This is a genomic window from Erythrobacter neustonensis, assembly GCF_001663175.1.
In the GTDB taxonomy this organism is placed as follows: Bacteria; Pseudomonadota; Alphaproteobacteria; order Sphingomonadales; family Sphingomonadaceae; genus Erythrobacter; species Erythrobacter neustonensis.
Genome location: NZ_CP016033.1, coordinates 1,401,967 through 1,414,924, shown reverse-complemented (window position 1 = coordinate 1,414,924; position 12,958 = coordinate 1,401,967). Strand labels below are relative to the sequence as shown.

12 protein-coding genes are annotated in these 12,958 nt (G+C 64.8%); 4 read left to right on the top strand and 8 right to left on the bottom strand.

Features of this window, described 5'->3' with window-relative positions; genetic code table 11:
• The first annotated feature begins 4 nt into the window (after positions 1-4).
• Positions 5-904 carry a GNAT family N-acetyltransferase gene (locus A9D12_RS06670; RefSeq protein WP_068350587.1) on the top strand — a complete coding sequence of 300 codons (900 nt, stop codon included), beginning with the start codon at positions 5-7 and terminating at the stop codon, positions 902-904.
• Here A9D12_RS06670 and A9D12_RS06665 read toward each other — a convergent pair.
• The 3 genes from A9D12_RS06665 to rplK form a co-directional block, all read right to left on the bottom strand.
• Positions 863-1,189, bottom strand: coding sequence for a hypothetical protein (locus tag A9D12_RS06665; protein WP_068350586.1), 327 nt, complete (start codon positions 1,187-1,189; stop codon positions 863-865). The genes A9D12_RS06670 and A9D12_RS06665 overlap by 42 nt on opposite strands.
• 190 nt (positions 1,190-1,379) lie before the next feature.
• Positions 1,380-2,072 (bottom strand): 50S ribosomal protein L1, encoded by a 693-nt coding sequence (gene rplA / locus A9D12_RS06660; RefSeq protein WP_068350585.1) that lies wholly within the window; start codon positions 2,070-2,072, stop codon positions 1,380-1,382.
• 4 nt (positions 2,073-2,076) lie between these two features.
• Entirely contained in the window at positions 2,077-2,508 is a 432-nt protein-coding gene (gene rplK, locus A9D12_RS06655) for a 50S ribosomal protein L11 (protein ID WP_068350584.1), read from the bottom strand.
• A 441-nt stretch (positions 2,509-2,949) separates the two neighbouring features.
• On the opposite strand from rplK, the gene A9D12_RS14655 reads away from it, so the two are divergent.
• On the top strand, positions 2,950-3,381 hold the full coding sequence (locus tag A9D12_RS14655) for a hypothetical protein (protein ID WP_156522817.1): 432 nt from the start codon (positions 2,950-2,952) through the stop codon (positions 3,379-3,381).
• 134 nt (positions 3,382-3,515) lie between these two features.
• Here A9D12_RS14655 and A9D12_RS06650 read toward each other — a convergent pair whose 3' ends face one another.
• Both A9D12_RS06650 and A9D12_RS06645 read right to left on the bottom strand, forming a co-directional pair.
• A complete protein-coding gene (locus A9D12_RS06650) occupies positions 3,516-4,052 on the bottom strand; it encodes a group I truncated hemoglobin (protein ID WP_082925437.1) in 537 nt (178 codons plus the stop codon).
• Positions 4,053-4,072: 20 nt separating this feature from the next.
• Positions 4,073-5,095: a DUF3034 family protein gene (locus A9D12_RS06645; RefSeq protein WP_231889718.1), complete on the bottom strand. Its 1,023-nt coding sequence runs from the start codon at positions 5,093-5,095 to the stop codon at positions 4,073-4,075.
• Between the two features lie 106 nt (positions 5,096-5,201).
• On the opposite strand from A9D12_RS06645, the gene A9D12_RS06640 reads away from it, so the two are divergent.
• Both A9D12_RS06640 and A9D12_RS06635 read left to right on the top strand, forming a co-directional pair.
• Positions 5,202-5,828: a cupredoxin domain-containing protein gene (locus A9D12_RS06640; RefSeq protein ID WP_197489888.1), complete on the top strand. Its 627-nt coding sequence runs from the start codon at positions 5,202-5,204 to the stop codon at positions 5,826-5,828.
• 104 nt (positions 5,829-5,932) lie between these two features.
• Positions 5,933-8,179, top strand: coding sequence for a putative bifunctional diguanylate cyclase/phosphodiesterase (locus A9D12_RS06635; RefSeq protein WP_197489887.1), 2,247 nt, complete (start codon positions 5,933-5,935; stop codon positions 8,177-8,179).
• A gap of 231 nt (positions 8,180-8,410) precedes the next feature.
• Here A9D12_RS06635 and A9D12_RS06630 read toward each other — a convergent pair whose 3' ends face one another.
• The 3 genes from A9D12_RS06630 to A9D12_RS06620 all read right to left on the bottom strand — a co-directional run bounded on the left by A9D12_RS06630 (position 8,411) and on the right by A9D12_RS06620 (position 12,693).
• The gene (locus A9D12_RS06630) at positions 8,411-10,033 is read right to left on the bottom strand and encodes a PepSY domain-containing protein (RefSeq protein ID WP_082925435.1); all 1,623 of its coding nucleotides are present in this window, start codon (positions 10,031-10,033) and stop codon (positions 8,411-8,413) included.
• 11 nt (positions 10,034-10,044) lie between these two features.
• On the bottom strand, positions 10,045-12,150 hold the full coding sequence (locus A9D12_RS06625) for a TonB-dependent receptor family protein (protein ID WP_068350583.1): 2,106 nt from the start codon (positions 12,148-12,150) through the stop codon (positions 10,045-10,047).
• Between the two features lie 144 nt (positions 12,151-12,294).
• Positions 12,295-12,693, bottom strand: a complete 399-nt coding sequence (locus A9D12_RS06620) for a DUF2946 family protein (RefSeq protein WP_231889717.1) — start codon at positions 12,691-12,693, stop codon at positions 12,295-12,297.
• Positions 12,694-12,958 lie beyond the last annotated feature (265 nt).

Here is a 12,958-nt window from a genome sequence, read left to right as displayed (position 1 = left end):
CGCAATGCCGCGACACGCCATCGACTTCACACTGGGATCGCGCCGCCTGCTGCGCGTGCCGCGCGATCTGGCGACGTGGGGCTTCGGGCTCGACGATGCGCTGGCGCGCGATCTCCCCTGCGCGCCAACACCCGGCCCCGACGGTGTGCGCGTGCTGTCCGCTCCCATCGCACGGCTTGCCGATGTTGCTGCGTGCTATCCCGGCTTCGTGGCGGGCGCACGGCAGGATTACCGCCGCCACTATATCGCGATGGACGGCGATTTTGCCGGCTACATGGCGCGCTTTTCGGGAAAGACGCGCGCGACCCTGCGTCGCAAGGCACGCAAGCTCGCCGACCGCCCGGGCGGATACCACGTCACCGCGCACCGGACGCCTGCCGAGATCGAGGCATTCCTTGCCGCCGCGCTACCGCTGTCGGCGCGCACCTATCAGGCGCGGCTGCTTGGTGCGGGGCTCCCCGGTGATGCCGCGGCGCGGCGCGGGATGCTGGAGGCGGCGGAAGATGACCGGATGCGCGCTTTCCTGCTCCATGCAGGCGGGATGCCGGTCGCCTATCTGTCGCTGCCGGTCAGCGGTCGCACGCTGGTCTATGCGCACCTCGGCTACGACCCTGATTTCGCGCAATGGTCGGTCGGGACGGTGTTGCAAATCGAGGCGCTCGAACGCCTGTTTGCCGAAGCGCGCTTTGCCCGGTTCGATTTCACCGAAGGCGAAGGCGCGCACAAGGCGCTGTTCGGAACGCACCATGCGCTGTGCACCAGCCTCGTCCTGCTCAGCCCGACGCTCGCCAACCGCGCATTGCTCGGCGCACGCGGCGCATTTGACGCGGGCACCGCGCGCGCCAAGGCGCTGGCCGCACGGTCAGGCGCGCTCGGCGGGGTCCGCGCCTTGCTGCGCCGCTGACGCGTTTGCCGCCTTGCGCCGCACCGCCGCCTGATGATCGGCGCGCGCCAGCAACGACGAACGCACCGAGGGCTGCCCGCTCAAGGCACCATAACGCAGCGACAGATAGGCCCAGGCCAGCGCCGCTGCCAAACTGAGCACCAGCGCCGCGATGCCGAGCCGCAGGTCATAGCTCACCAGCAAGCCATCGGCCGCGATAACGGCCGCCAGCACCAGCCATTTGGGGGACACCCAGTAGGATACGCCGTCCGAAGATACGGGCATCGCAAACACCTTTTCGATCATTGCGCCCCGGGCAAGGGAGAGACGGGCCGCGCAAGCGCCTGACATGGGTCGCGGCCCGGCAAAGACAAGCCCCGATGCCCGCATAAGTCGGACACAAAAAAGGGCCGGCACCCTTGCAGGCGCCGGCCCCTTTTCGTGTCTCTGCCACCGCGCCGCACCCGCTGACGGGAAGCGCGCGGCCAAGGCGATCTTACGCGCCTTCGACTTCCGACAGGTCGACCTTGAGGCCCGGGCCCATCGACGAGGTCAGCGACACCTTGCGGACATACTTGCCCTTGGCGCCGGCGGGCTTCGACTTCACGACCGCTTCGGTCAGCGCCTTGAAGTTCGCCTTCAGCGCGTCATCCGAGAAGCTCAGCTTGCCGATGCCCGAGTGGATGATGCCCTGCTTTTCGACGCGGTATTCGACCTGGCCGCCCTTGGCGTCCTTGACTGCCTGCGCGACGTTCGGGGTCACGGTGCCGAGCTTGGGGTTCGGCATCAGGCCCTTGGGACCGAGGATCTTGCCCAGACGGCCCACGACGCCCATCATGTCGGGCGATGCGATCACGCGGCCATAGTCGAGGTTGCCGGCCATCATGTCTTCCATGAGGTCTTCCGCGCCAACCTTGTCAGCGCCCGCAGCCAGCGCCTTTTCGGCGTTCTCGCCGCGCGCGAACACGGCAACCTTGACGTCCTTGCCGGTGCCCGAGGGCAGCGACACCATGCCGCGGACCATCTGGTCGGCGTGGCGCGGATCGACGCCGAGGTTCATCGCGACTTCGACGGTTTCGTCGAACTTGCTCTTGTGCTCACGCAGCACGTTCAGCGCTTCGCCAAAGGTGTAGAGCTTTTCGCGGTCGAGGCTGGAAAGAACCTTGGCCTTCTTGGTGATCTTGGTCATGTGCTTAGCCCTCCACCACTTCGAGGCCCATCGAGCGGGCGCTGCCGGAAATGATCTTCATCGCCTGGTCGATGTCGTTTGCGTTCAGGTCGGCCATCTTGGCTTCGGCGATTTCGCGAATCTGCGAGCTCTTGATGGTGCCGGCCGAAATCTTGCCCGGCTCCTTCGAACCCGACTTCAGGTTGGCAGCCTTCTTGATGTAGTAGCTGGCGGGCGCCGTCTTGGTGACGAAGGTGAACGAGCGGTCGCCATAGACGGTGATCACCGTCGGGATCGGCATGCCCTTTTCCATTTCCTGCGTCGAGGCGTTGAACGCCTTGCAGAATTCCATGATGTTCACGCCGCGCTGACCCAGCGCCGGGCCGATCGGCGGCGAGGGGGTGGCAGAGCCCGCGGGCACCTGCAGCTTGATGTAGCCTTCGATTTTCTTGGCCATGTGGCCTTACTCCTGTCGCACTCTTGCCGCGCTGTTTCCATCGCGGCTCATGTTAAGCGGTCGAACGCCCCTGCTTGTGCATCGCAAAGGCTCCCGCACGGAATCACCGGCCCGCAGGCCAGCGAAGGCGCGCGCATAGCCGTTTTGCAGCGCAATGCAACCCCGCGCCGCCCGCCCCGCCCCGCGCCCGCGTTCAGGTTCGCGGCTGTTGGAGACACATGAGACACTGTCCAGAACAGGAAGAACCTCCTTGCGCACAAGCTGCCGCGACGCGGCTGTCGCAGGAAGGAGCAAGGATGGGCGTGGGCAGCGCATTTGCCGAAGCTGACAGGTCACGCGCCGGTAGGAAAGCGGGTCCGTTTTGCGCGATTTGCGGCCAAGAGCTGCCAGGCAGGAAACGACCCCATTTTGGACGCCGGGGTTGTTCGTTAGAATGCCGATATGAGTTCATTTTTCAGCCAATCCAACCTGACCGCAGGTGGCGTGCAGTTTTCCGCATGGTCTACTGACGTCGAGAATGACGACTTGCGACTGCTTTCTCTGAGCTTGAGTGAGAAGCGAGTTCTCACGGCGATGTTTTTCTCAAGCGAGAAAGACCGGAGAGTTCGGTTCACCTTCGTGGATGCGCGAGCGTTCAGAGTTCTCGACGAGGGCGGGCTGGTAGAGCTATGGACGGCGTCGAAAGCGTCGTCACGACCTGCTGAAACGACGTTTCGAGTTCGCGGTCATTCATGGCAAGCCGAAAGCCCCTTAGCATGGGTTCATGGTTCTGATGATACGGGCTTCAGCTATTTTGTCGCCACTGATTGGGACTGCCTTGAAGTTGTCGTTGCGGAGCAACCAACGGTTGAGTTGCTAAACAGCAATAACTGATCGGAAGAAAACCCACCCACGACCGGCCATGAGCGGAGCTGCTGGGCGATCCCGAAAGCAGCACGGCGGCGTTGCCCCCGTGCTGGAAAATTCCTGCCGTTCTGAAAGCGACCCCATTGCGGTCATAATCAGGCTCAGCGGGTCACCACCTTGCCTGACATCGGCGCAAGTTTGGCCAGCAGGCGGTTCTGCGCGGCAAAGGGCACGCCTGCCTCACGCATCGCAACCTGCAGGTTCTCGACCAGCGCGTTCATGTCGGCCTTGGTCACACCCATTTCGGCATGGGCAGCGCGCATGTCGCGTCCGGTATAGTCGCAGCCCGCGCCGAGCAGAAAGCAGAACTGTTCGGAGAGCGTGCGCTTCAAGCGCACCATGTCATGGCTTTCGAAGATTGCGGCGATGCGTGGATCGGCTTCGCTGAGATCGACCGTGCGCTCGGCGATCCGGCGGATTCCCTCGCGCCCACCGAAAGCCTCGACCAGCGGCGCGCTGTTGTAGGGAGCAGCGCCGGCATTGGCGTTGGACTGGGGGTAGGGATCGACCGGCAGCTCGCCTGTCACCGGGTCGCGATCCTTCACTTCGACCCCGAATTCGGCATCCCAATCGGTGCCCTCGGCAGGGGCCTGTTGCAGCAGCATCAGCGCGGCGGCAGTTGCAGTGATCAGCAGCATGGTGGCACAGCTCCCGAGTGTCAGAATGCGACCTGCGCGGACAGGAACCCGCCGCGCTGATCGGAGACGGTGGCAATCGACCCCAGATCGACATAGGCCGCCGTCAAGGTCAGCTGATCGGTCAGCGCGTAGGTGGCGAACAGGTCCATCCAGTCATCATCGCCAAGGCCGAGATTGTCCGGCTTCGTGCGATACTCGACCCCGATCACCCCGCGGCGCGACAGCTGGTAACCCAGCGATCCTTCAAACTGCACATGGTAGCCGGCATTGGCAGACCCGAAGCCAAGCTGGCCCAGTTCATTCGCCTTGGTGTAGCGCAGGGTGCCATTGATCAGCAGGCTTTGCGCCAGCAGTAGCTTGGTGGCGCTGAGGGTGTAGTCCGTCCCGCTCGCCTCGCTCGCACCCAAGGCGCGCACCAAAGCGCCGTCACGGCTGCGTTTGTGTTCCGCGCCGATCGCGATCTGCGGCAGCCATGTGTCGCCATAGACGACATCGCCCGCCACCCGCAACTTCGCGCCGAAGGTGTCGAGGTTGAAGGTGTAGCCCTGCCCGATCCCGAGCAAGGCACCCACGTCGCGTGTGTCGAAATCCGCGCGTGCAATGCTCAGCTCCAGCCGGTCGCCCAGCCCCAGCAGCACGCCGTAGGAACGCCAGCCGAAGTCGGGCAATTCGATCGCCGTGGCATGGGCCGAAAGCCCCACACCGCCTGCCATCTGTCGCCCGCCGATGGTCGCCCAGCGGGCAAGCCCGCCGCCCGATGAGCCCTCGACCGTGGTCACGCCATTGGTCAGCAGCAACTTTCCGCCCGCCAGCACATCGACCTTGCCGATCCGCACGCCTTCATTGCCAAGTGCAGTCACCTCGCCGAGCGGAGCGAGAGCGCGCTGCGTGGGCGCGGCATCAAGCGGCAGGGGGACAGGGGGAATTGCAGGCGATCCGGCCACATCATTCGCATCGAGCACCGGGGCATAGGCGATGTGGGGCGCAGGCTCAGGCGCGGCAGCAGCAGCGGTCAGCGCCATCAGGGAGGCGAGCGATTGCATCATTACTCCAGCAATTAGCTGCAAATAGTAAATCTCACTTAAACCGCATGGCGAGGGAATCTTAAGAGGTCAGGGCTAGAAATAGCGAAAGATCATGCGCTTGTACTTGCCCTCTCGCACCGCATCTGCCGCCTTTGTCGCTATCCTTGGCATCGCGACTGGCGGGGTGGTGGCCGTCGCCGCCGCCACGCCCGCTGCCTTGCGGGTCCAGGTGGTCGATGGCAATGGTTTGCCGGTGCGCGATGCCGTGGTCGAACTGCATACCAGCAAGGCCCCCGTGGGCGCGATCCGCTTCCCCTGGAAAATGGGCATGGGGCAGAAAAACCAGCAATTCTCTCCTGGCACGCTAATCGTCGCGAGAGGCAGCACGGTGGCCTTCCCCAATCTCGACAATGTGCGCCATTCGATCTATTCCTTTTCCAAGCCCGCCCGTTTCGAGATCGAGCTTTACGGCCGCGATCAGACCCGCACCCACACCTTCACCGTGACCGGCAGCGTCAAGCTGGGGTGCAATATCCACGATCAGATGCGCGGCTATATCCGCGTGACCGACACGCCCTTTGCCGCCAAGACCGACCACAACGGCTATGTCACGCTCAGCGGCATGGCGGGCGGCGCGGCGCGGCTGACGGTTTGGCACCCGGCCCTGCGCGCGCCGGACAATGAGAGCGCTTCGGCGATCACAGTGACCGGAGGCAACCAGAATCACAAGCTCACGGTTGCTGTGCGATGAGCTCAGGCCCGCACGCCCTCGCACGCACCCTCGCACGCCCCCTCGCACGCACCCTCGCACACCTCGCCGCGCTGCCTTTCGGTGCGCTCAGCACGCGCATTGCAATGCTCTACGCCGGCCTGTTCGCCGTGGTGCTCGGCGTGGTCGTATCCCTCGCCGCCGGGGGCCTGTCGCGCTTTGGCGAGGCGAGCGCGGCGCGCGATCTGGCCGCCAATGCCCGCGTGTTCGACGAAATCCTCGCTGCCCGCGCGCGGCAGATGGGCGATCAGGCAGGCGTGCTCGCGCGTGATTTCGGCTTTCGTGAGGCGGTGGCGACTGACGACGCACCGACCATCGCCAGCGCCCTTGCCAGCCTTCAGGAGCGGGTGCGCAGCGACATGGCTTTCGTGCTGACGCTGGAGGGCGAGGTGCTCGCCGCCGACGCGCGCGGGGTGCCCGCACCCGAGACCCTGTGGGCACGCCTCGATGGCGGTGGCACCCGCGGGATCATCGCGTCCGACGAGGGCCTAGCGCTCGCCGCTGCCGCCCCCATCGAAGCGCCCGACCTGATCGGCTGGCTGGTGATCGCCCAGCCGCTCGACCGCGCCGAGCTTGACCGCCTCGTCGAACTCGCTCCCATCGCGCTTGAGGCACAGGTCGCCGAAGCTGGCTCCCAGCCCGAATGGTTGCGCGGCGCGGCGGCCAATGCCGTGTTCGAACGCGAAGCCGAAGGCGAGCGCTTCCTCTATCACGTCTCCGATCTTGCCGTGCTGCAAGACGGCATCGCCCCCCGGCTGGTGCTGCGCCACGATCTGGCGCAATCACTGGCCGCCTATGCCAGCCTCAAGTGGTGGCTGGCCCTACTGGCAGCAGGCGGCATCGTGCTGGTTCTGGGGCTCAGTTGGAAAGTCGCGCGCTCAGTCACCGAACCGCTTCAGCAGCTTGACGAGGCGACCCGGCTTATCGGGGAGGGACGCAAGGCCAACCTGACGATCACGACCAATGACGAGATCGGGCGGCTCGCGCAGAGCTTCAACCAGATGATTGCTGCAATCAAAGAGCGCGAACGACAGATACAGCTCGAGCTTCACGATAGCCTGACAGGACTGGCGTCACGCAAGCTGTTCATCGAACGGCTTGAAGCGAGGTTGTCGCAAGACATTTCGGACAGCCAGCTCATGCTTGCATTCGTCGATCTTGATAACTTCAAGACGGTCAATGACAAGTTCGGCCATCCAGCGGGAGATGCGCTGCTGCGAGAGGTAGGTCAGCAGTTGCGCAGTGATTTCAGCGATGCACTCATTGCCCGCTTCGGCGGTGACGAGTTCGCCATATTGTTCGATTTGCAGGCTTGCCGGGAAAGTCTCCAGCGACAAGCCGAGGCACTTCAGAAAAGTATCGCGGCGGCGATCACTGACGAGGGTCGAAAGGCCAATTGTTCGGCCAGCATAGGCATTGCAGTGGCCCCTGCTGACGGTCATCGGGTCGGAACTCTCATGAAACGCGCCGATCTTGCGCTCTACCATGCGAAGCACGAGGGCAAGGCACAATACCACTTCTTCGCGCCCTCGCTCGACCAAGCTGAACGCGCGCGCATTCGTCTGGAGCGCGATCTGCGTGATGCGATCAAGGGCGTAGGGTTCGAGCTTAACTTCCAGCCGCTTTACTCGTTGGAGAAACGACGCCTGACCGGTTTCGAGGCTCTGATCCGCTGGAATCATCCTGTGCGCGGGCCGATCAGCCCGCTCGAGTTCATTCCGCTTGCCGAAGAATCTGGCCTGATCATCCCGATCGGCGAATGGGTGCTGCGCGAGGCGTGCCATCAGGCGAGCACATGGCCCGCCGATGTTTCGGTGGCGGTCAATGTCAGCCCGAAGCAATTCACCGCCACCGGCATTGCCAACACAGTGCTGTCCGCCCTTTCGGCGAGCGGCTTGCCCGCGCATAGGCTGGAACTGGAAATCACCGAGAGCATCTTCACCGCCGACGTTGATCAGACGCTAGCGACGCTGCACTCCTTGCGCACTCTCGGGGTGAAAATCGTGCTCGATGATTTCGGGACGGGCTACTCCTCGCTCAGCTATCTGCGCTCCTTCCCCTTCGACAAGGTCAAGATCGACAAGAGCTTCGTCGAGGATCTGGGCACCAGCGGCAACGGCCATGCGGTGATCCGCGCGATCACCATGCTGGCGGCGGCGCTGGGGATGGAGACGCTGGCCGAGGGCGTGGAAGACGTCACCCAGTTCGAAGTGCTGGAGCGCGAGGGCTGCCAGAACATTCAGGGCTATCTGTTCTCGCGCCCGGTCGCCGCGGATGCCGTCACCGGCCTGCTGCGCGACGGTGCAGGATATCAACGCCAGCTGCGTGCCTGAGCCAATGGGAGGTTGTTCAAGCAGGTTCAAAGGCTGCCGGTCTCAAAACCACCCATCACCGGTCAGGAGCGGCGCCGCTGCGGGATCCAGATGCCTGCCCGGCAGCTATGGCCCGCCCGGTTGCCAGAAGCGGAAATTCTGAAAGCGACCCCAATGCCGCCATTCGCATTAAACCGTTGCGAGTGGCGGCAGACCGAGTGCGCGGTCGCATTTTCGGGTGAATGCAGGGCCTTATTTTTGCTCCAACCTCTGCCCGTGGCGGCTTGCACGGAGACGGCGGATCAGGTCCATCCGTAGCCCCAGCATGGCCATTAGGCCGATGAGGGCAATGGCGAACACGCCCACGATCACGTTCTGCGCGAGGCGTCCGACCGGGAACAGAAAGTTCCACTTGTGGATGAAGCTGAACACGAGGCGTTCGGGCTTCTCGCCGTCGGCCACCCGATCCACCAGCACGCCCGCGCCGGTATCGACGAACAGGCTGGCGTTGACCGGCGCGCCGTAATCGATCCGCCAGACCGGCAGGCGCTTGTTGCGGAAGTCGTATTCATGGCTGAAGCGGGTGACGAGTTCCACCCCCGTCACCGCGCTGTCGGGCGCCCCGGTGAAGCGTCGGGCGGTGGCGCGGGCGAGGTCCTTGTCGCCTGAGGACACCACGTTGCCGGTTGCAGCATCGAGATAGATCGCAGGGCCATCGGGCTTGATCCCGGCAAAGCGCGCCTCGCGGATTTCGGCGTCGGTGGTGGGGGCTTTGGCCTGCGCTGCTGCCATCATCGCAGCGTGATCGTGGCCTGTCATGCCATGATCCGCCGCTGCCTTGACCGGGCCGTGGTCATGCTCGCCCCCGCCCATCTGGCCTTTGGGGGCAAGGCCGATGCGGTAGAGTGGCTGCCCGCCCGCGCCCTCGACCAGCGCGACCGAGGCGATGTCGCGCCCCTTGGCGATCAGCGCCCAGTCCTTCTCGACCGGCCACTTGCCGCTCGCGACATTGACGGGACGCCCCATCTTGAGCTGGCTCACCGGAGGCACCAGCGCCGACTGGATCAGATGGTAGATCCCGGAAGCCGAGAACATGATCAGCGGCAGCGCCAGCACATAGCCTGCGATCCGGTGCCACCCGCGCGCGCCGGGCAGGCGTTTCCTGCGCCGCACCGTCACCAGCATTGCAACCCCTGTCAGGCCGAGCGCCAGCAGGCTCCCTACCATCAGGGCGATCACAATGACCCGCAGCCAGTCCATCCCCGGCGGCACCCATTCCCAGGTGTGCAGCGCCCGAAACACGCTTTGCAGCCGGGTCTTGGTGGTGTTGTTGACCGCAGCAAGGCTGGAAGTTTCGGTGTGGACATAGGCGGTGAGGCCGTCGTCCCCCGCAAACTCCAGCTTCCACACCGGCAGCAAGCGGTTGACCCAAGGGTAGTCGGCATCGAATTTGGTCTGGAGCCGTGCCGCAGTGATCGGCCGGTCAGTTGCGAGGTAGTGGCGGGCGAGGAATTCGGCCTGCGCCCGGTCACCGCCGGTTACTTCGCTGCCGTCTGCGGGGCGGAAGTAGCGCCGCGCGCCGTCTGCTGCCGCGGTAACCTGCCACAGCACCCCGCCGCCGGGCGCGGGGACGGTCTTCACCGCTACCGCCCCGGCGATGCCCTGTTCTGCAAGGGTCTGCGCAATCGGCCGCGCCCCTTCGAGCGCGACCGTGGCCGCAGGCGGCATGAACGCCGCCTGCTGCGGGCCGAACAGCACCATGGCAATATGGGTGAGGCCGGAGAGGCCCCACACCAGCAGACTGACTCCGCCGATCAGCCCCAGCCATTGATGCTTGGAATAGGACCAGCGCGCGGTCTTGGTCTTCATGCTCATCGCTGCCTCCCTCAGAACCGCGCGCGCAGGCCGCCAAAGACAGCGCGGCCCTGCCCGGGGGTGTAGATCGCCTCGTTGGTGAGGCGCTGGTTGGCGTTGGTGGTGACGTTGGAGATGAACACCTCGTCGAACAGGTTCTCGACCGATCCGAACAGCTCGATCCCCTCGGTCAGCGTGACCCCGGCGGTGATCTGGACAGTTTCGTAGCCGGGAGCCCTCTCGGTGTTGGCATAGTCCGCCAACGGGCCATCAGGGATCCAGCGCAGGGTGGTGGAGAGGTAGAACCTGTCCACTTGATCGAACCGCGCCTCGGCGATCAGCACATGGCGCGGCACCCCGGCAAGCTGGTTATCGCCATAGACCGCGTCATCATCGAAGGCGAAGTCGTTGAAGGTATAGGCCGCGCTCAGCCGCAGGGCCTGACCGTTCTTCTCCAGCGTCGCCTTGAAGGGCCGCACATCGAGCCCGAATTCGAGCCCCTGATGCACGGTCTTGTCGGCATTGGCCGTCACCGTCACCAGTCCGCGCGCGCCCGGCACGGCGAGGTCGAGAAACTCGTTCTCCAGCTCCGCCCGGTAAAGCGCGACGTCCCACGAGACGATCCCCGCCTGCCCGCGCGTGCCCACTTCGAACACGGTCGCTCGCTGGGGGTCCAATGGCGCGAAGGGGAAGGCTCCGCCACTGGTGAGATCGGCAAGGCTGGGCGCTTCGAAGCTGCGGCTGATGTTGCCGAAGAACTGGATGTCCTCGGCTGCATCCACCAGCAGGCCGACGCGCGGGTTGAACTGGTCATACTCGCCCCGGCCCGTCACCGCATTGAGGATTGCGGTCACATCGCGGGTGGCGCGGGCATATTGTCCGCCTGCAATCAGAGTGACGGCGTCGGTCGGCCCGAGATCGGCCTGGCCATAGACCGTCAGCGTGTCCGAATCCTGATCGGACTGCGTGCGCAGCGCCCCGCGCGCGCCGGAATTGTTGGCGAAGGTCTTCGCGTCATTGCTCGAGAAGGCATAGATCGCCCCGACCTGCCAGCGGCTCCGATCGGCGAGGAACGGGAGGCTGCCGGAGAGGCGCGTGGAGACGCCGACCTCGTCCTCGCCCTGCACGATGATCCCGGCAAAACGGGTGATCGCGTGGTCGAGATTGCGGCGCGCATACCATGCGCCCAGCTCAAGATCGGTTCCGCCGAGGTCGATTACGGTGAGGTTCGAGACGCGGTAGACGTCGAGATTGCGGTCCCAGTCATCCGCCACCGGGCCGGGATCGATGACCACCGGTCCCGCCCGCACTGGGCGACCCGCTGCGCGCGGATTGGCGAGCGCATCGGCGAGGCGCAAGCTGCCCGCCAGCTCGAAATTGTCCGACAGCGCGGTGACGTAGAAGCGCGTCTCGATATTGTCGGACACCCGCCAGCCAAGGTTGCCGTGGCCATAGAGGCTGCGCACCTCGCTGTGTTCGCGGTAGCCGTCGCTGGTGAGGCCGGTAATCCCGCCCCAATAGTCGACATCGCCGCTCTTGCCCGACAGGGAGGCATTGCCGCGGAAGGTGGAGAAGCTGCCACCCTCGGCGCGCAGGGTGAGCGGGGCGCGGGCGGTGCGCCCGGTGGGGCTGACGATATTGACCGCCCCGCCCAGCGATGCCGCCCCGTAGCGCAGCCCGTTGGCGCCCTTGAACACCTCCATGTAGCGCACCGTCAGCGGATCGACCTCCTGAAACTCGGTCGCGCCCGATGCGCGGCTGATCGGCACCCCGTCGCGCAGCACGGTGAGGCCGCGCCGTTCGAAGCTGGAATTGAGGCCCGACCCACGGATCGAGATACGGCTTTCACGCGGGGCACTGGTGTCGGCGAAGACACCGGGGGTTAGCTCCAGCGCATCCCCGATCGACTGAGCGAATATGTCGGCAAAGCCTTCGTCCTCCACCAGCCCCGTCGCGCCTGGGACGCGTTCGAGCTCCTTGCGGGCAGCCTCCGGCGTGGGCGCCGTGGGGGTGCCCTGAAGGCTTGCGGTGACGATGATCTCGTCCTGCCGCTGGCCGATCCCCTGCGCGTGGAGCGGGGCGTTAAAGGCACCAGTCGTTGCGGCAAGCATGGTTGCGCCCATGAGAGCGCACTTCATAGTATTGATTTGCATGATGTATCCCGAATTTCCGTCGGCGCACGCCTGTCATTCGGCGACGCACCGTTGACCCTGCGATGGCGGGTCAGTGAGCGAGACGACCTTGCGAGCGGGGCTCAGACGCCCGCACGCGCAGTCTGACGATCAAACGGAAAGGGAAGGCGGCCCGCGCAGGGGCGGGCGCAGGAAAGAAATATCGCGGGCAGGCGGCGCGCGAAGAGGCGCGAAGCCGACCAGCAGGATGAACGCCAGTGCAGCGGCCAGCAGCACCGGATCGGCCCCGCCGAGTGCCGCATGGCCAAGCCCGGAAAAGGCGCAAGGCTGGGATTTGTCCGCCGCCTCGGAATGATCGCTGCCTGTCTCATCCTTGTCAGGGATGGCAATGCGCATCTGCTTGGGCGTGCCGCTGGCATCGGCGCAGATCGTTACCGTCAGAAAGCGCTCGCCAGTGGACGAGATCATGTAGCCTGCTGGCACCAGCGCCTTGACCGCCAAAGCAAGCACCACGAGCACCAGCGCGAGCCGAGCATATTTGTGGGTCAAGGCGCGAAGGCTGGGCATTGCAGGCGAGCCGTTAGCGCAGGCAAATCGCCATGTCACCGTTTAACATCGACCAATCCGGCCATTCTGGTTTCCACCCACGAACGGTCATGAGCGGGACCGGGGCTCGCCCCTGAAAGCGGCTTGGCGGCTTTGCCACGCTTCTGAAAAATTCCTGCCCTTCAGGAAGCGACCCCATCTCAGTCATAAACTTGGTCGTTGTGCGAGCTCTACGACGCCGACTTTGCCTTTTTGCGCGTCGGGCCAA